The sequence below is a fragment of the Bradyrhizobium sp. 930_D9_N1_4 genome (assembly GCF_052076015.1).
Classification (GTDB): domain Bacteria; phylum Pseudomonadota; class Alphaproteobacteria; order Rhizobiales; family Xanthobacteraceae; genus Bradyrhizobium.
In genome coordinates this window covers 5,879,155-5,896,259 of sequence record NZ_CP197236.1, presented here as the reverse complement: position 1 = coordinate 5,896,259, position 17,105 = coordinate 5,879,155, and the positions used below count along the sequence as shown (strand labels likewise).

Genomic DNA, 17,105 nt, shown 5'->3' with positions numbered 1-17,105 from the left:
AATATTATCTATATTGACCGAACCGTTCGGTCAATGATATTTGGGATGAGCGAAGGGAACCGGCCGCCGGACGGCCGTCCCTGGTCGTGCTTTATTTTGGGGAGGCCGTTATGGCCGTATCGAGAGACCAGACTGCGCGCGTCCTTCGCCAGGAAGCGGTGGAGACGACGCCGGCGCAGGCGGGCAGTGAAGTGACGACAGAGAAATCTGCCGCTCTTGCCGAGCAGTTGCGCTCTCATGTGGCCGAGGAAGCCAAGCGCCGCACCGCCGAGGCGCCGGAGAAGCCCGTGACCGACCAGCCGGCAACACCTGCGCCGGACGCGCCCGCCGCCGGTGCGCCGAAATCCGGCAAGCGCAAATTCGTGCTGATGGGCGTCGGCCTCGTGCTGGCGATCGCGGCCGCGAGCTATGCCGGCTATTACACGCTGGTCGGCCGCTTCTACATCGCCACCGACGACGCCTATGTTCGCGCCAACAACACCATGCTGGGCGCGCGCGTTGCCGGCCACATCTCCTCGATCCTCGCCGGCGACAACACCACGGTGAAAGCCGGTGACATCATCCTGCGCATCGACGACGGCGACTACAAGATCGCAGTCGACGCCGCCACGACCAGGATCGCGACCCAGCAGGCCACCATCGATCGCATCGGCCGCCAGATCGCCGCGCTCGACAGCCAGGTCGCGCAAGCCAAGGCGCAGCTCGTCTCCGCCGAAGCCGGTCTCAAGCGCGCCGATCTCGACTATGAGCGTCAGCAGGCGCTGAACAGCAAGGGCTTTGCCTCGCGCGCCACCTTCGAAACCTCGGAAGCCGGACGCGACCAGGGCGCCGCCGCGGTCAAGGCCGCGCAGGCCGCCTACGACGTCGCAATCAGCAATGTCGATGTCACCAAGGCGCAGCAGACCGAGGCGAAGGCGCAGCTCGCCGAGCTCAAGACCACGCTCGCCAAGGCGGAGCGCGATCTCAGCTTCACCGCCGTGCGCGCGCCGGTCGACGGCACGTTCTCGAACCGCCTCGTCAGCGCCGGCGACTTCGTCGCGGTCGGTCAGCGTCTCGGAAATGTCGTGCCGCTCGACAACGTCTATATCGACGCCAATTTCAAGGAAACCCAGCTCAAGCGCATCCGTCCCGGCCAGCCGGTGACGATCAAGGTCGATGCCTACGGCATGCGCAAGTTCTCCGGCGTCGTCGACAGCATCGCGGCCGGCTCCGGCTCGGTGTTCACGCTGTTGCCGCCCGACAATGCCACCGGCAACTTCACCAAGATCGTGCAGCGCGTGCCGGTCCGCATCCGCGTGCCGAAATCGGTGGCGAAACAGAATCTGCTCCGTGCGGGCATGTCGGTCACCGCGACGGTCGACACCAACAAGGGCGCGGCCGGCGCCGACAGCGAGATCGATCTCGACGATCCCACCGCAACCCACCCGCAGTAGGATCTGCTGACATGAGCCGCACCGCTGCTGCGAATGCAGGTGCGCTCCCTCTCCCGCTTGCGGGAGAGGGCTGGGGAGAAGGTGTCTCCTCCAGGGAGACTCCCCAAGAGGAGAAAGCCCTCACCCGGATCGCATCTTCGATGCGACCCGACCTCTCCCGCAAGCGGGAGAGGTGTACCCAACCCACAGCCTGCTCCAACCTAAGCTGACCCATGGCCAACGCCACCACCGCTTCCCCCGCCATGATGGCGAACCCCGCTTCGGAGCGCATTGCGCCGAAGCGGCTGTTCGCCTTCATCATCATGGTGTTCGGGATGTTCATGTCGATCCTGGACATCCAGATCGTCTCGGCATCTCTCAGTGAAATCCAGGCCGGCCTCTCTGCAAGCTCCAGCGAGGTCGCCTGGGTCCAGACTGCCTATCTGATCGCCGAGGTCATCGCGATCCCGCTGTCGGGTTTCCTGTCGCGCGCCTTCGGCACGCGGCTGTTGTTCGCGATCTCGGCGGCGGGCTTCACCGTGTCGAGCCTGCTGTGCGGCTTCGCTTCGACCATCGAGGAGATGATCCTCTGGCGCGCGCTGCAGGGCTTCCTCGGCGCCGGCATGATTCCGACGGTGTTCGCCTCGGCCTACACCGTCTTTCCGCGCTCGAAATTCCACATCGTCGGTCCGATCATCGGACTTGTTGCGACCCTTGCCCCCACGATCGGGCCGACGGTCGGTGGCTACATCACCGATCTGATGTCGTGGAACTGGCTGTTCTTCATCAACGTCGTGCCCGGCATCGGCATCACCCTGGGCGTGCTGGCGCTGGTCGATTTCGACGAGCCGCATTTCGAATTGCTCGACCGTTTCGACTGGTGGGGCCTGTTGTTCATGGCCGGCTTTCTCGGCACGCTGGAATATGTGCTGGAGGAAGGTCCGCAGCACGAATGGATGCAGGACACGTCCGTGGCGATCTGCGCCTGGATCTGCGTGGTGTCGGCGATCGCCTTCTTCTGGCGCGTCTTCACCGCGGACGAGCCGATCGTCAATTTGCGCACCTTTTCCAATCGCAACTTCGCGGTCGGCTGCGTGCTGCAGTTCTGCGTCGGCATCGGCCTCTACGGCCTGACCTACATCTATCCGCGCTATCTCGCCGAAGTACGCGGCTACAGCGCGTTGATGATCGGCGAGACCATGTTCGTTTCCGGCATCACCATGTTCCTGGTCGCGCCGCTGGTCGGCCGGCTGATGGTGAAGGTTGACATGCGCTACATGATCGCGTTCGGCCTGATCGTGTTCGCACTCGGCTCCTACCAGATGACCTGGATCACGCGCGACTACGATTTTTACGAGCTGCTCGTGCCGCAGATCCTGCGCGGCGTCGGCATGATGTTCGCGATGGTGCCGACCAACAACATCGCGCTCGGCACGCTGGAGCCGGACCGGGTGAAGAACGCCTCGGGCCTGTTCAACCTGATGCGCAATCTCGGCGGCGCCGTGGGCCTCGCCGTCATCAACACCGTGCTCAACGACCGCACCGATCTGCACATCACCCGTCTCCAAGAGCGCGTGACCTGGGGCAATGCGACCGCGACCGAAACCCTGACCATGCTCATGCAAAAATTCCAGGGGCTCGGCGACTCCACGCTGATGGCGATGAAGCAGCTCAGCCAGATCGTGCACCGCCAGGCCGTGGTGATGAGCTTCGGCGATGCCTTCTTCGTGCTGACGGTGTTTTATCTCGGCCTCAGCCTGCTGGTGACGCTGTTGAAAAAGCCGGCCGCGCTCGCCGGCGGTGGCGACGCGCATTGACGTTGTGCAAATTCGGCAAGCTCCGCACTCGGTGTCATCGCCCGGCTTGACCGGGCGATCCAGTACGCCGAGACCGCGCGGCTAGAACCGAGAAGCCGCGGGGTACTGGATCCCCCGCCTTCGCGGGGGATGACAGCGGAGTGCGAGGTGGCAGGCCCGCACCAAATTGCAACACTCGCGCGTGATCTCGCGGGAGCCCCGTTGCAAACCGCAAACGGCACATCTATAAAGCGCACCTCATCACTCGAACCGGGAGGATTTGTATGACTTCGTCACATTCGCAGATCGCGCGCCCGGCTTCGATGTTCAAGCTCGGCACCTGCTCGACCCTCTAGGGTCCATTTTCGCCAGCTTCGATTGGGCACATCGTCCCGATCGCTCCGCTTCCCAAGTCAAAATCAGTCTTAAGTGACGCCGTCTCGGTCCTTGTGGCCGGCCTGCGTCCATCGATGGAGCCGGCCCGCGCTAAAGCGGCCGGATGATGCCATGACAACTCTGTCAAAAAGGCCCGCGGCGATACGCGTGGTGCTGCCCTTTGTGTTCCGGCACTGGCTGAAGCAGCCGGGACGGACGCTTGTCGTCGTCGGCAGCCTGTTGGCGGCGACCGCTGCCGACCTGTTCATGCCGGTTTTCTCCGGACATCTGATCGATGCGCTGACGCGTGGGCCGTCCGATCCCGATGCGCGCCACGCGGCGCTGGTCGCATTCGGCGCCATCGTGGCGCTCGGTGCGGCCTCGATGGTGCTGCGGCTCGCCGGGCTGCAGGCGATCGTGCCGTTCACGCTGAAGACCATGGCGGAGGTCGCGCAAGACGCGTTCATGCGCGTGCAGCGCCTCTCGACCGATTGGCACGCCAATTCCTTTGCCGGCTCCACCGTGCGCAAGGTTACGCGCGGCATGTGGGCGCTCGACCTGCTCAACGATACCATCCTGCTGGCGCTGCTGCCGTCGCTGGTGGTGCTGATCGGGTCGATGATCCTGCTCGGCGTCCACTGGGCCTCGCTCGGCGCGGTGATCGCGCTCGGCGCGGCTGCCTATGTCACGATGACGGTGCTGTTCTCGACCCGCTACATCGCGCCGGCCGCGCGGGTTTCCAACGCCTGGGACACCAGGGTCGGCGGCACGCTGGCGGATGCGCTGACCAGCAACGCCGTGGTGAAATCCTTCGGCGCCGAAGCGTCCGAGGATGCGCGGCTGGCCCGTGTCATCAACCGCTGGCGCGTGCGCGTGCGGCGGACCTGGTTCCGCTACAACTACACCGCCATGGCGCAGTTCTCGCTGTTGCTGTGCCTGCGCGGTTCGGTGATCGGTGGCGCGGTGCTGTTGTGGATGTACGGGCACGCTTCACCCGGTGAGGTCACTTACGTGCTGACGAGCTATTACGTCATCCACGCTTATCTGCGCGACGTCGGCATGCACATCAACAACCTCCAGCGCTCGGTCAACGACATGGAGGAGCTGGTGGCGATCCATGACGAGCCGATCGGCATTGCCGATGCGGCCGGCGCGCGGCCGATCGCGATCGAGGGCGGCGAGATCGTGTTCGACGATGTCACGTTCCACTATGGCGGCCATCCTGCGCCGCTGTACGACGGGCTGTCGGTCACGATTCGCGCAGGCGAACGCGTTGGCCTGGTCGGCCGCTCCGGCTCCGGCAAGACCACCTTCGTCAAGCTGGTGCAGCGTCTCTATGACGTCACGGACGGTCGCGTGCTGATCGACGGGCAGGACATCGCGCTGGCGACGCAGCAATCGCTGCGCAGCCAGATCGCGATCGTGCAGCAGGACCCGATCCTGTTTCACCGCACGCTCGCCGAGAACATCGCCTATGGCCGGCCCGGTGCCGGCCTCGAGGCGATCGAGCAGGCGGCGCGGCTGGCGAATGCGCACGACTTCATCCTGCGCCTGCCAAAGGGCTACGGCACGCTGGTCGGCGAGCGCGGCGTGAAGCTCTCGGGCGGCGAGCGGCAGCGCGTGGCGCTGGCGCGCGCCTTCCTGGCCGACGCGCCGGTGCTGATCCTGGACGAGGCGACCTCCAGCCTCGATTCGGAATCGGAAGCGCTGATCCAGCAGGCGATGGAGCGGCTGATGAAGGGCCGGACCTCGATCGTGATCGCGCACCGGCTGTCGACGGTGAGGAGCCTCGACCGGATCCTGGTGTTCGATCGCGGCGACATCGTCGAGCAGGGCACGCATGCCGTGCTCGCAGGCAAGCCGGGTGGAATTTATCGCGGTCTGTTCGAGCGCCAGGTAGTGGAGCTCGGGCACGTCGCAGCAGCGGAGTGAGGCGCGCGGCAGCGGGGCGATACGTCCCGCCGTCACGCCTCGAGGATGGAATGAGATGAAAGACCTGACGCGCGGCTCCATCGTGAGCCACATTCTGAGCATGGCGCCGCCGATCGTGGTGGGCATGATCACGATCATGATCTGCCAACTCGTCGACCTCTACTTCGTCTCCGGCTTGGGCGATGCCGCCGTTGCCGGCGTCGCCGCGGCCGGCAATGCGGGTTTTCTCGTCAACGCGCTGATGCAGGTGCTCGGCGTCGGCACGGTTGCGCTCGTGGCCCATGCCGTGGGCCGCAAGGATCGTGAGGACGCCAATCTCATCTTCAACCAGTCCGTCGTCCTGTCGGTGCTGTTCGGACTGCTGACCCTGGTCGCGGGCTTTGCATTGTCACGTCCCTATATGCGCGCGGTTGCGGCCGACCAGGCCACGGTCGAAGCCGGCACGATCTATCTGCTCTGGTTCATGCCGGCGCTGGCGCTGCAATTCGCCACGCAGGTGATGGCGTCCGCCTTGCGGGCGACGGGCATCGTGCGGCCGAGCATGCTGGTGCAGGCGCTTGCCGTGGTTATCAACATCGCGCTGGCGCCGGTGCTGATCCTGGGCTGGGGCACCGGACATGCGCTCGGCGTTGCGGGAGCCGGTCTTGCAAGCTCGATCGCCGTCTTCATCGGCGCGCTGATGCTGCTCGCGTATTTCCTCAAGCTGGAGCGTTATGTCGCCTTCCGTCCCGCGCAATGGCGGCCGCAATTTCGGCAATGGAGGCGGATTCTCAATGTCGGGCTGCCCGCGGGTGGCGAATTCGCGATGATGTTCATCTTCATGGCCGTGGTCTATTACGTGCTCAGTGATTTCGGGGCGGCGGCGCAGGCGGGTTTCGGGATCGGGCAGCGGGTTCTGGGCCTGATCCAGATGCCGGGGCTCGCGATTGCCCTCGCCGCAGGACCGATCGCCGGCCAGAATTTCGGGGCCGGCAATGGTGCCCGCGTGCGGGAGACCTACGTCAAGGCGGCGCTGATCGTCACCGCCGTCATGATGTGCTTCCTGATCCTGGCGCAGTTCGCGCCGGGTCTGCTGCTGGCCGGTTTCTCGAACGATCAGGAGACCATGACGGTCGCGTTTCTGTTCCTGCGGATCATTTCGTTCAACATGGTGGCGCAGGGATTGATCTTCACCTGCTCCAGCATGTTCCAGGGACTCGGCAACACCAAGCCCGTGTTGTGGAGTTCGGCAACGCGCGTTCTGACCTACTCGTTGCCGGCGCTGTGGCTGTCGACGCTGCCGGGATTCCAGATGGAATATGTCTGGTATCTGTCGATCGTGGCAACGACGCTGCAGGCTGCATTGAGCGTGTGGTTGTTGCACCGCGAGTTCAGAAAGCGTCTCGCGCTGCCGCGACAGGCGAAGGTTGCGAAGGCGGCAGGCCCCGAGCCGGTTGCACCTTCCCTGCGCGAGCCGGCGTAGCGACAGGTTGAACGGACGCGCGCTTGTCGCCCACCCACGGCTCCGGCTAGTTTGCCGCGCCGTGGGTGGAACGCGAATCTGCAAGGGATGGGATGACCGAGGTGTTGAACGAGCAGGGACGAGCGTCCCGGCTCTCCGCGATCTGGGCGGCGCGCTACCGTACGCCGGCCCGTTTCGTCGCGCTGGTCGCGTTGCTGCTGCCGTGGAGCACGACCGGCGTGACCTTTGCGCTGGTGCCCTGGCTGATCGCCTTCGCCTTCGTCGATCTCAAGGCGTTCCCGCGTTCGCTGCTGCGCCCGGTCTGCCTGCTGCCGATCGCGCTGTTCGCTCTCGCGCTCGTCGGCACGCTGTGGTCGGAGGCGCCCTGGGCCGAGCGGCTCCACGCACTCGGGCCGCCGACAAAATTGCTGGTGATTCCGCTGCTGATCTACCAGTTCGAGCGTTGGCCCTACGGCAAATGGGTGTTCGCGGCCTTCCTGGTCTCCTGCGCGCTGCTGATGTTGTACTCGTTCGCCGTCTCGATCGACCCCAGGCTGTCGCTGAAACTCTATTTCTCGCGCGGGCCCTATCAGGTCGAGAGCGGGATCGCGGTGCGCAACTATATCGACCAGAGCCAGGAGTTCGCGCTTTGCGCGCTCGCGCTGGTCTATCCGACCGTGGCGCTGGTCCGCCAGGGGCGCGTCCGCCTCGCCGCGCTGTTCGCGCTGTTGTCGATCGGATTCCTCGCCAACATGATGTTCGTGGTGGTCTCGCGCACCGCGCTGGTGACGCTGCCGGTCCTGGTCGTGGTGTTCGCGCTGTTGCATCTGCGCTGGCGTGCGGCTTTGCTCGCCGTCGGGACTATGGCGCTGGTCGCGGTGTCGCTCTGGGCCGTCTCGCCGCATCTGCGCGCGACCGTCGCCAAATTTCAGAGCGACTATGAACGGAGCATGGAAAGCCACAGCACGTCGGTCAGCGGCATGGGCTCACGGCTGGAATACTGGCGGAAATCCCTGCGCTTCATCGCCGATGCGCCGCTGATCGGTCATGGCACCGGCTCGATCCGCGGCCTTTTCGCAAGCGTTGCCGTCAATGCGGACATCGATCCGCTGCGCGGCGAGGTCGTCAGCAATCCGCATAACCAGACGCTCAGCAATGCCGTGCAATGGGGTGTCGTCGGCGTGCTGGTGCTCTACGCGCTGTGGTTTGCGCATCTCCTGATGTTCCGCGGCGCGGGGCTGGCCTGCTGGATCGGCATGCTGGTCGTTGTGCAGAACATGCTCTCTTCGCTGCTCAACACACATCTGTTCGATTTCACCTCAGGCTGGATCTACGTGCTCGGCGTCGGCGTCGCCGGCGGCATGGCGCTCGCCGAGAAGAAAGAACAACGCTAGTTCGTGCCGATACTGTTCCAGACGAGGGTGAGCCCCGACAGGAACAACAGGCCGAGCACGATGTCGCCAAAGTGCTTGTCGTTCAGCGCGTGATAGACGCGGGCGCCGGCCCATGCGCCGATCAGCGTGCCGGGAAAGGCGACGAGCGCGAGCCAGACCACCTTGAATTCGACGAGGCCTGAGGCGGTCTGCAACACCAGCGCGGCTGCGAGGACGGTGAAATTGAACAGCTGGAAGATGCCGCGCCGCTCGTGCTTGCTCCAGCCGCGAATGTTGGCCCACAGGATCGGCAGCGGTCCGGACAATCCGGCGAGGCCGCCGAGAATGCCGCCGGCAAAGCCGATCGCGCCGTCGGCGATCCGGCCACCGAATTTGACGGCGAGCGGTCGCTTGTTCAGGTACAGCGCGGCCGAAAAGAGCAGGATCAGCACGCCGACGCTCAGCTTGAACACTTTTGGATCGGCCGAGGCGATCAGCATGGTGCCGAGCGGCACGCCGATCAGTCCTCCGATCAGGAACGGCCACACCAGCGAGAGGTCAAAACTCTTCCACATCGACGGCAGCGTCGAGGTCTGCGCGATCACCGAGCAGATCAGCACCAGCGGCACCGCGAGCGAGGGTGGCAGCACGTAGAGCCAGATGCCGAGCGCCATCAGCGCCGTGCCGAATCCGGCCAGGCCCGAGACGAAACCGCCGGCCAGGGCACCAAACAGCAGCAGCGCGTAAGTGGACGTTTCCAACCGATTGTCCTTGTCGCAATGGGCGATCCCGAACTGTTGATCGCCACTGCCCGCATAGCACAGTCGCGGTCGTGGAGGTCAATTTCGAAACCGCACGCAAGCGTGATCCTCAACGGCAAGCGTTCAGGAAAGACAGGCCTACATGATGGTCGTACTTCAAACCGGGGGCCCGCCCGACGCCATCATGCGCTTCGATTGGCCTGTCCGCGAAATAGATGGAGAATGACCATGACCCGCACGAAGATTGCCGTTGCGGCAGCGCTGCTGTCGGCGGCGGCCCTGATGCCGACAATGGCGCAGGCGCAGTTTTCCGAGCCCGCAGCCTATCAGGCCGCGCATCCCGATCGCGATGTGCTGAACGGTGGCCAGCTCACGCCGGCAGGCAGAGCCGCCCGTGGCGAGACCGTGGCGCCGAGCGAGGCCTATGCGGCCTATCCGTCAGCCGTTGCGCCAGTCGTGCGCTCGCGTCATCGCCGTCATCATCAATAGACTAGACGATCTGTCTGACGTCGGCGGGCCTGTGCAGCGCGCCGACCAGGATGCGCAGCGCTTCGGTCAATTCGGCCCTGTTGCGTGCTGCGCCGAGTGAGACGCGCGCGGCATGCGGCGGTGTTCCGTCCACGGTGAAGGCATCGCCGGCGACGACCGCGAGTCCGTTTCGCAGGAGATGCGCCGCGACATCAGGCCGGCTCTCTGGCAGTCGCAGCCATAAATGATGAGCTGCGGGCTTGGCCAAGAACTGAAATCCTCTCAAGGCGCGCTGCGCAAGCTGCTGGCGGCCGATCGCCTCGTTGCGGATCGCTGTGATGATGCGGTCGGCGATTCCGGTCTCGATCCAATGCGTCACCAGCGCGACCATCAGCGGCGCCGGCATCTGCACGGTCGCCTGCAGGTAAGTCCGCATCATCTGCTGCGCGGCATGATCGGGCGTCACGAGATAGGCGACGCGCAGGGCCGGCGCGATGCATTTTGACAGCGTGGTCGCAAGGTAAGTCCGCTCCGGAATGAGGTTCGCGATCGGCGATGCCGCGCGGTCGAGCAGACCGTAGGCGTCGTCCTCGATCAGAATCGTATCGGCATCGCTGATGATCTTTGCAATCGCGCTACGGCGCTCGGGCGACAGCGTCGCCGTGGTCGGATTGTGCAGCGTCGGAATGAGATAGACGGCCCTCGGCTTGTGCGTGCGGCAGGCTTTCGCCAGTGCGTCTGGCAGGATGCCGCCGTCATCCATGGCGACGCTGACGAGCTTGACGCCGAGCTGTGCGGCGGCCGCCTTGATGCCGGGGAAGGTGAGGGCTTCCGTCAGCACGACGTCACCTGGTCGCACAAGGTGCGCGAGCAGGTTGAACAGGATCGTCTGCGCGCCGGGAAAGATCACCAGCCTGTCGGCATGCGCATGCGGCACGCGTGCGCGCATCCAGCGAGCCGCGACCTCGCGCTCATGCGCGCTGCCGCCGGGCGGCTGGTAATTCAGGAACGCGGTCAGGCCCGATTGCGCGCGGAGGGCGTCCATTCCGGACATGATCCGCTCGTCGAGCTGCGCTTCCAACGGATGCGGCGGCACGTTCATCGAGAGGTCGATCGCCACGGGATGCGGCAGGTCGACCGCGCGTCGCGCGCTGGTTTCCGACACGAACGAGCCCTGTCCGACCCGGGCTTCCATGATGCCGCGGCGCCGCGCCTCGGTATAGGCGCGCGTCACCGTGGTGAGGTCGACGCCGAGGGCTTTGGCCAGCGCGCGCTGCGTCGGCAGTTGCTGCCCCCGCACCAGCCGGCCGGCGGCGATATCGGCTTCCATGGCATCGACGATGCGCTGGTAGCGCGGCCCCGACAGCTCCGAGATTGTAGGAGTCCAATCCATGCAATTTAGGCCCATATCCTTTGAATGTATGGATACAAGATATTATTGTATGGATCAGTGAAAAGGAAGAGGTGCTGTCATGGCGACCGGTTCGGTCTCTCTCACGAAGGCAATGTGGCGCGGTTTCCTGGGCAAGTGTCCGAACTGCGGCGAGGGACACATGTTCGGCCGTTTCCTGAAGGTCGCCGATAGTTGCGACCATTGCGGCGAGGAGCTGTTTCATCAGCGTGCCGATGATTTTCCGGCCTATCTGGTGATGGTCGTGGTGGGTCATCTCGTGGTCCCCGCGATCCTCGCGGTCGAGACCGCCTATGCGCCGGCGGTCTGGCTGCAACTGGCGGTGTGGTTGCCGGTGACGCTGATCGCCTCGCTCGCACTGCTGCAACCGACCAAGGGCGCCATCGTCGGGCTGCAATGGCAGCTCGGCATGCACGGCTTCGAGGCGGGCAAGCTGCGGCGCGACGCCGGTGCGCTCGTGCTCGTGAAGGCGAACACGCCGCACGCAGCCTGACGCGCTGCGGCGTTTACATCGCGCGACTGCCCGCTACACTCCGTCGTATAAACAAGAACGATGGAAACGCCGATGGCCGCACGCGCGAAGACTTTCCTGCTCTGTCATGGCGCCTGGTCGGGCGGATGGGCCTGGAAGAAGATGCATCCGCTGATGGCGCAGGCCGGCCATCGCCTGGTGGCGCCGACCTACACCGGGCTCGGCGAGCGTGCGCATCTCGCCAGCCCCGCGGTCGATCTCGACACGCATATCCAGGACATCCTCAACGTGATCATGTTCGAGGATCTCAGCAACATCGTGCTGCTCGGCCACAGCTATGGCGGCATGGTCGCGACCGGCGTCGCCGATCGTGCCCGCGAGCGCGTGACGCAACTGATCTATCTCGACGCGTTCGTGCCGCGCGACGGCCAGTCGCTGTTCGATCTCAACGAGGGCGGCCGTGAGCCGATGCGCAAGGCTGTTGCCGCCGGTGACGGCTATCGCATCCCGCCGAATCCGCCGCCGCCGGACACCCCGCAAGCCGATCTCGACTGGCTCAACGCGCGCCGCGTTCCGATGCCGATCAAATGCTTCGAGACAAAGCTGAGGCTCGAACATGGCGAGCCCGCGCTGCCGCGCAGCTACATCTATTGCAAGCGTATTCCGCCGGGCGACGTGTTCGGGCAGTTTGCTCAGCGCACGAAGAGCGAGCACGGTTGGCGCTATGTCGAGCTCGACGCGAGCCACGCGCCGAATGTGACGGCGCCGGAAGCGTTGATGCAGACGCTGCAGGAGATCGTGGCCTAATTCTCCGCCGTCATTCCGGGGCTCGCGAAGCGAGAGCCCGGAATCCATTCATCCACCGACACTGCCGCGCGATGGATTCCGGGCTCGTGCTTCGCACGCCCCGGAATGACAGCGTGCCAGAAAATGGTGAGGGGCCCGATACGTCAGCATCGAACCCCTCGTCGCTTCCTAGTAAGACGCGCTTTCTTCACGCGAACCGGAACACCACTTCGCTCGAAAGCGCTTTAGAATATCAGCCGGCCTGTAAGCCGGGTTCTGTAAGGCACCGTCCGCTTGCGCGGGCGATACGTGACGGCCATTCCTCTGGGACCATGTTTGCACATGGCCTCGAGCAACCTACCCGGACGGCGGGCCTGACATCGCCCCGCGGCGTTATCGCTTGCGCGAACAGCCCGCTATGCCGTCCCTATTCGGTTTTGCTCCCGGTGGGGTTTACCATGCCGGTCCCGTTGCCGGAGCCGCGGTGCGCTCTTACCGCACCTTTTCACCCTTACTTCCTCCGAGGAGGGAGCGGTTCGTTCTCTGTGGCACTTTCCCTGGGGTCGCCCCCGCCGGACGTTATCCGGCACCGTATGTCAAGGGAGCCCGGACTTTCCTCCCCGGCGGCCTTTCGGCACCTGCCGGAGCGGCCGTCCGGCCGACTGACCGTTTACGCATGGAGCATTTGTGACGGTTCCGTCAAGCCGATATCGCCGCGCACGCTTCGGCTGAAATAATTTATCCTGAAGATGTCGTTTGGAGCGTGGCCCGTTCGACTGGATGTCGGCGACACAGCCGAACAACAGGAGTTGAGCAATGCAGTATCTGCTGATGATCTATCAGAACGAGGTCGAGTACGCGAAGAACGACCCGGCCACGGCCCAGAAGATGCTGGCCGAATACCAGACGTTCACGCAAGGCATCGTCCAGAGCGGCAACTTCAAGGCCGGCGACCGCTTGCAGCCGACCACGACCGCGACGACGGTGCGCGTGCGCGAGGGCAAGCTGCTGACGACCGACGGACCGTTTGCGGAGACGCGCGAGCAGCTCGGCGGCTATTACCTGGTCGAAGCCAAGGACCTCAACGCGGCGATCGAGATCGCCGCGCGAATTCCGAGCGCGCGCATCGGCTCGATCGAGGTGCGGCCGATCTGGGTCTACGACAAGTGATGGCGCGACCGCGCATCGCCGCATGATTCCGGGCGAGATCGACAAGATTTTTCGCGATGAGGCGGGGCGGGCGCTGGCCACGCTGATCCGCCTCGTCGGCGATTTCGATCTCGCCGAGGAGGCGCTCCAGGATGCCTTTGCGGTCGCGCTGGAGCGCTGGCCGGCGTGCGAGATGCCGGACAATCCGCGCGCCTGGCTGATCAACGTCGCCAGGCACAAGGCGATCGACCGGGTCCGTCGCCGGATTGCGTTCCGCGGCAAGCAGCAGGCGCTCGTGCATGAGATCGAGCTGAATGCGCTGGCCGACGACGAGCCGCCGGCAACGCTCGATGACGACATGCTGCGGCTGATCTTCACCTGCTGCCATCCTGCGTTTGCGCCTGAGGTCCAGGTTGCCCTGACGCTGCGCACCGTCTGCGGGCTGTCGACCGCACAGGTCGCGCGCGCCTTCCTCGTCGGCGAGGAGGCCATGGCGCAGCGCCTCGTCCGCGCCAAGCAGAAGATCAGGCTCGCCGGCATCCCCTATGAAGTGCCCGAGCGCGACGCGCTGGCACCGCGGCTCGACGGCGTGCTCGCGGTGATCTATCTCGTCTTCACCGAAGGCTATGTGGCGACGTCGGGTGCGGATCTGATGCGGCCCGATCTGGCGACCGAAGCCATCAGGCTCGGCCGCCTGCTCGATCGGTTGATACCCGACCGCGCCGGGATCAAGGGGCTGCTGGCGTTGATGCTGCTGCACGATGCGCGCCGCACCGGTCGCGAGACACAGGCCGGCGACATCGTGCTGCTGGAAGAGCAGGACCGCGCGCTCTGGGATCGCGTGCAGATCGATCAAGGTCTGCGTCTGGTCGACGATGCGCTGCGTGTGCCCGGCCTGCCGCAACCCTATGCCGTGCAGGCCGCAATCGCCGCGCTGCATGCGCGTGCGCCGAGCTACGAACAAACCGACTGGCCGCAGATCGCGGGACTCTACGAGGTGCTGCTGCGCATCAACCCGTCGCCGGTGATCGAGCTCAACCATGCAGCCGCGGTGTCGATGGTCGACGGGCCTGCGCGGGCGCTCGATCTCGTCGACGCCACCGCCGCGCGTGGTGGCTTGCGCGGCTACGAGCTGCTGCCTGCGGTGCGCGCGGATCTGCTGCGAAGGCTCGGGCGGAAGGAAGAAGCGATGGAGGCGTATGTCGCGGCTACGGCTGCGACTCAGCTGGAGCCGTTGCGGCGGCTGTATGCGCGAAGGATGAGAGAGATGGAGTAGGGCTCTCGTGCCCCGGACGCAGCGCAGCGCCTCTTCGGCGGTGCGCTGCAGAGCCGGGGCCCATCTAACCGCACGGGCCATGTCGCCGACTGGGTCCCGGCTCGCGCTTCGCGCGTCCGGGACACGAGAGCAACTACGCCGTCACTTCGTCGCGACAGTCGTTGCCTCTTGAGGGAGACTCCCCAGCAGCGCCTGCAATGTCGACAGCGTGGAATGATCCGCAACGCCATCCAGCCGCGCCGGGCGGAAATGGCGCTGGAACGCGGTGACGACTTCCATCGTTGCGGCATCGTATTTGCCGGTCAGCGGTACGCCGTAGCCATAGCGGGCGAGCGCCTGCTGCAGGCTCAGCACCTCGTCGCTGATGGTGCCGAGCATCAGGCTCTCGCCGCGCACGACCGGCGCGGGCGTCACCCAGTGACCGACGCCGGAATTGGCCAGCGAATGCCACGGAAATTTTTCGCCGGGGTCTTTCTTGCGCGCGGGAGCGACGTCGGAATGGCCGAGCACGCGGTGCGCGGGCACCTTGCGGCGGAGCATGATGCCGCGGCAGAGCGCAATCACGGCGGCGATCTGGCGCAGCGGATATTCCGGATAGCCCCAGTCATGGCCGCGATTGATGATCTCGATGCCGATCGAGCAGGAATTGATGTCGTCCTCGCCGGCCCAGGACGAGACGCCGGCGTGCCAGGCGCGCCGGGCCTCGGGCACGGATTGAATGATGCGGCCGTCTTCCAGCACGATGTAATGCGCCGACACTTCGGTGCCCGCCGTGCACAGCCGCGCCAGCGCGCCCTCGACGTCGGGCATGCCGGTGTAGTGCAGCACGATCATGTCCACCTGCCGTCCCCTGTTGCGCTCGCCATGGTTCGGCGAAGGGATGATGTCGGAGACGGTCGAGGAATCCGGCTCGAACGTCCGCATGTTCGCCGCGGCCTTGGGAACCGGGAGAACGCGTTGACGCTTCGAATCAGATCCAGACGGTGTGGACGAACCGGACGACATAGACAGCTCAAGTCGGGGCTGGAGAGGGAGCAAGCCCTTCTCTTTACTATTCCTTTACCCTCCCTTGGACGCAATCGCGCGTCTCGGTTAACGGACGCATTTTGGTGGGTGTGTGTGGATGGAGCATCACCGCCGCCTCACCTTTTCGACTTCTAACCAGCCGATCAACGCTTTCTTAACGCTAAGCGCCGTTACTGAGGGATGAAGAGCCGACCCGCGTCCGGAGGCGGCCAAAGCGTATTTTGGCTCGAAATCCCATGGCTGCCCGACACATTCCAAGGGGAATACTGGGTTTGCGGCCCGGGACGTCCGGGCTCGGGTACCATTCTGGACGAGGGTTGGGTCGTGGAACCGCCGCGACGCGGAATTATTCGAGGCGTTATGGGCTTGTTCGTCCCCGATCGCGCATGGACGTTCGGCAGGCTTGGCGTCAGCAGGCTCGGCAGGCTTGGTGCATGAGCTCGGCTGTTCCGCACATCCCCGTTCTCGGCCGTGAGGCCGTCGATCATCTCGCGCCGCGCGCGGGCGGGATCTATGTCGACGCCACTTTCGGCGCCGGCGGCTACAGTCGTTCGATCCTCGACGTGCCGGGAACCCGGCTCATCGCCATTGACCGCGACCGCACCGCGATTGCGGGCGGTGCCGAGCTGGTCGAACGCGCCGCGGGCCGGCTGACGCTGGTCGAGGACCGCTTCTCCAATCTCGCCGAGGTTTGCTCAGCGCAGGGCGTCGAGGCCGTCGATGGCGTCGTGATGGATGTCGGGGTGTCCTCGATGCAGCTCGACCAGGCCGGTCGCGGCTTCTCCTTCCGTCTCGACGGTCCGCTCGACATGCGGATGGGGCAGGCGGGGCCGACCGCGGCCGACATCGTCGCGCGTGCCTCAGAAGGCGACCTCGCCGACATCATCTATCTGCTCGGCGAGGAGCGGCATTCACGCCGCGTCGCCCGCGCCATCGTCGCCGACCGGGTGGAGACGCCGTTTACGACCACGCGCGCGCTCGCCGATCTCGTCGGCCGGGTGGTTCGCTCGAAGCCCGGCGACATTCATCCGGCGACGCGGACGTTCCAGGCCCTGCGCATCTTCGTCAACGAGGAGCTGGAGGAGCTTCAGGCCGCGCTCGCTGCGGCGGAGCGCGTGCTCAAGCCCGGCGGCCGCCTCGTGGTGGTCTCGTTCCATTCGCTGGAAGACCGCATCGTCAAGAATTTCCTCAGCCTGCGCAGCAAGACCGGCGGCGGCTCGCGGCATTTGCCTGAAGTCGCGCAAACCGCGCCGAGCTTCCAACTGCTGACGCGGCGCCCTGTCATCGCCAGTGACGAAGAAGTCGCGCACAATCCGCGCGCGCGGTCCGCAAAGCTTCGTGCTGCCGAACGTACCTCAGCACCCGCGCATGAGGACGATGACGACTCGTCCTGGCCGAAGCTCTCCGACGTGATGAGGGGCGGCTAG

At 65.2% G+C, this 17,105-nt stretch carries 14 protein-coding genes and 1 other RNA gene; 11 read left to right on the top strand and 4 right to left on the bottom strand.

What is annotated here, in order from left to right; genetic code table 11:
- Window positions 1-110 precede the first annotated feature (110 nt).
- The 5 genes from AB7532_RS28040 (at window position 111) to AB7532_RS28020 (ending at window position 8,350) form a co-directional block, all read left to right on the top strand.
- Entirely contained in the window at window positions 111-1,433 is a 1,323-nt protein-coding gene (locus tag AB7532_RS28040; protein WP_441237921.1) for an HlyD family efflux transporter periplasmic adaptor subunit, read from the top strand.
- A 212-nt stretch (window positions 1,434-1,645) separates the two neighbouring features.
- Window positions 1,646-3,229 (top strand): DHA2 family efflux MFS transporter permease subunit, encoded by a 1,584-nt coding sequence (locus tag AB7532_RS28035; protein WP_441237920.1) that lies wholly within the window; start codon window positions 1,646-1,648, stop codon window positions 3,227-3,229.
- 486 nt (window positions 3,230-3,715) lie between these two features.
- Complete coding sequence (locus tag AB7532_RS28030; RefSeq protein WP_441237919.1) at window positions 3,716-5,515, top strand: ABC transporter ATP-binding protein; 1,800 nt, start codon at window positions 3,716-3,718, stop codon at window positions 5,513-5,515.
- A 55-nt stretch (window positions 5,516-5,570) separates the two neighbouring features.
- Window positions 5,571-6,977 carry an MATE family efflux transporter gene (locus AB7532_RS28025; RefSeq protein WP_441237918.1) on the top strand — a complete coding sequence of 469 codons (1,407 nt, stop codon included), beginning with the start codon at window positions 5,571-5,573 and terminating at the stop codon, window positions 6,975-6,977.
- Between the two features lie 92 nt (window positions 6,978-7,069).
- Window positions 7,070-8,350, top strand: coding sequence for an O-antigen ligase family protein (locus tag AB7532_RS28020; RefSeq protein ID WP_441237917.1), 1,281 nt, complete (start codon window positions 7,070-7,072; stop codon window positions 8,348-8,350).
- Here AB7532_RS28020 and AB7532_RS28015 read toward each other — a convergent pair.
- Window positions 8,347-9,090: a sulfite exporter TauE/SafE family protein gene (locus tag AB7532_RS28015; protein ID WP_441237916.1), complete on the bottom strand. Its 744-nt coding sequence runs from the start codon at window positions 9,088-9,090 to the stop codon at window positions 8,347-8,349. The two genes, AB7532_RS28020 and AB7532_RS28015, sit on opposite strands and share 4 nt — an antisense overlap.
- A gap of 228 nt (window positions 9,091-9,318) precedes the next feature.
- Between AB7532_RS28015 and AB7532_RS28010 the strand changes: the two genes are divergently transcribed.
- A complete protein-coding gene (locus AB7532_RS28010; RefSeq protein WP_441237915.1) occupies window positions 9,319-9,579 on the top strand; it encodes a hypothetical protein in 261 nt (86 codons plus the stop codon).
- A 1-nt stretch (window position 9,580) separates the two neighbouring features.
- On the opposite strand, the gene AB7532_RS28005 is transcribed toward AB7532_RS28010, so the two are convergent.
- Window positions 9,581-10,951, bottom strand: coding sequence for a PLP-dependent aminotransferase family protein (locus AB7532_RS28005; protein WP_441237914.1), 1,371 nt, complete (start codon window positions 10,949-10,951; stop codon window positions 9,581-9,583).
- A 79-nt stretch (window positions 10,952-11,030) separates the two neighbouring features.
- Here AB7532_RS28005 and AB7532_RS28000 point away from each other — a divergent pair, with 79 nt between their 5' ends.
- Window positions 11,031-11,462, top strand: coding sequence for a DUF983 domain-containing protein (locus AB7532_RS28000; RefSeq protein WP_441237913.1), 432 nt, complete (start codon window positions 11,031-11,033; stop codon window positions 11,460-11,462).
- A 72-nt stretch (window positions 11,463-11,534) separates the two neighbouring features.
- Window positions 11,535-12,248: an alpha/beta fold hydrolase gene (locus tag AB7532_RS27995; protein WP_441237912.1), complete on the top strand. Its 714-nt coding sequence runs from the start codon at window positions 11,535-11,537 to the stop codon at window positions 12,246-12,248.
- A 228-nt stretch (window positions 12,249-12,476) separates the two neighbouring features.
- On the opposite strand, the gene rnpB is transcribed toward AB7532_RS27995, so the two are convergent.
- An RNA gene (gene rnpB / locus AB7532_RS27990) (RNase P RNA component class A) lies at window positions 12,477-12,893 on the bottom strand.
- Window positions 12,894-13,043: 150 nt separating this feature from the next.
- Between rnpB and AB7532_RS27985 the strand changes: the two genes are divergently transcribed.
- On the top strand, window positions 13,044-13,397 hold the full coding sequence (locus AB7532_RS27985) for a YciI family protein (protein WP_441237911.1): 354 nt from the start codon (window positions 13,044-13,046) through the stop codon (window positions 13,395-13,397).
- A gap of 22 nt (window positions 13,398-13,419) precedes the next feature.
- Window positions 13,420-14,652, top strand: a complete 1,233-nt coding sequence (locus AB7532_RS27980; protein WP_441237910.1) for an RNA polymerase sigma factor — start codon at window positions 13,420-13,422, stop codon at window positions 14,650-14,652.
- 141 nt (window positions 14,653-14,793) lie between these two features.
- Here the strand turns inward: AB7532_RS27980 and AB7532_RS27975 are convergent, their stop codons facing one another.
- A complete protein-coding gene (locus AB7532_RS27975; protein WP_441237909.1) occupies window positions 14,794-15,576 on the bottom strand; it encodes an N-acetylmuramoyl-L-alanine amidase in 783 nt (260 codons plus the stop codon).
- 536 nt (window positions 15,577-16,112) lie between these two features.
- Between AB7532_RS27975 and rsmH the strand changes: the two genes are divergently transcribed.
- On the top strand, window positions 16,113-17,105 hold the full coding sequence (gene rsmH, locus AB7532_RS27970) for a 16S rRNA (cytosine(1402)-N(4))-methyltransferase RsmH (RefSeq protein ID WP_441237908.1): 993 nt from the start codon (window positions 16,113-16,115) through the stop codon (window positions 17,103-17,105).

What these genes read in the sequence shown, in the direction of transcription:
- AB7532_RS28040 (WP_441237921.1), top strand. Translation starts at nt 111, where the DNA reads ATGGCCGTATCGAGAGACCAGACTGCGCGCGTCCTTCGCCAGGAAGCG.
- AB7532_RS28035 (WP_441237920.1), top strand. Translation starts at nt 1,646, where the DNA reads ATGGCCAACGCCACCACCGCTTCCCCCGCCATGATGGCGAACCCCGCT.
- AB7532_RS28030 (WP_441237919.1), top strand. Translation starts at nt 3,716, where the DNA reads ATGACAACTCTGTCAAAAAGGCCCGCGGCGATACGCGTGGTGCTGCCC.
- AB7532_RS28025 (WP_441237918.1), top strand. Translation starts at nt 5,571, where the DNA reads ATGAAAGACCTGACGCGCGGCTCCATCGTGAGCCACATTCTGAGCATG.
- AB7532_RS28020 (WP_441237917.1), top strand. Translation starts at nt 7,070, where the DNA reads ATGACCGAGGTGTTGAACGAGCAGGGACGAGCGTCCCGGCTCTCCGCG.
- AB7532_RS28010 (WP_441237915.1), top strand. Translation starts at nt 9,319, where the DNA reads ATGACCCGCACGAAGATTGCCGTTGCGGCAGCGCTGCTGTCGGCGGCG.
- AB7532_RS28005 (WP_441237914.1), bottom strand. Translation starts at nt 10,951, where the DNA reads ATGGATTGGACTCCTACAATCTCGGAGCTGTCGGGGCCGCGCTACCAG.
- AB7532_RS28000 (WP_441237913.1), top strand. Translation starts at nt 11,031, where the DNA reads ATGGCGACCGGTTCGGTCTCTCTCACGAAGGCAATGTGGCGCGGTTTC.
- AB7532_RS27995 (WP_441237912.1), top strand. Translation starts at nt 11,535, where the DNA reads ATGGCCGCACGCGCGAAGACTTTCCTGCTCTGTCATGGCGCCTGGTCG.
- AB7532_RS27985 (WP_441237911.1), top strand. Translation starts at nt 13,044, where the DNA reads ATGCAGTATCTGCTGATGATCTATCAGAACGAGGTCGAGTACGCGAAG.
- AB7532_RS27980 (WP_441237910.1), top strand. Translation starts at nt 13,420, where the DNA reads ATGATTCCGGGCGAGATCGACAAGATTTTTCGCGATGAGGCGGGGCGG.
- AB7532_RS27975 (WP_441237909.1), bottom strand. Translation starts at nt 15,576, where the DNA reads ATGCGGACGTTCGAGCCGGATTCCTCGACCGTCTCCGACATCATCCCT.
- rsmH (WP_441237908.1), top strand. Translation starts at nt 16,113, where the DNA reads ATGAGCTCGGCTGTTCCGCACATCCCCGTTCTCGGCCGTGAGGCCGTC.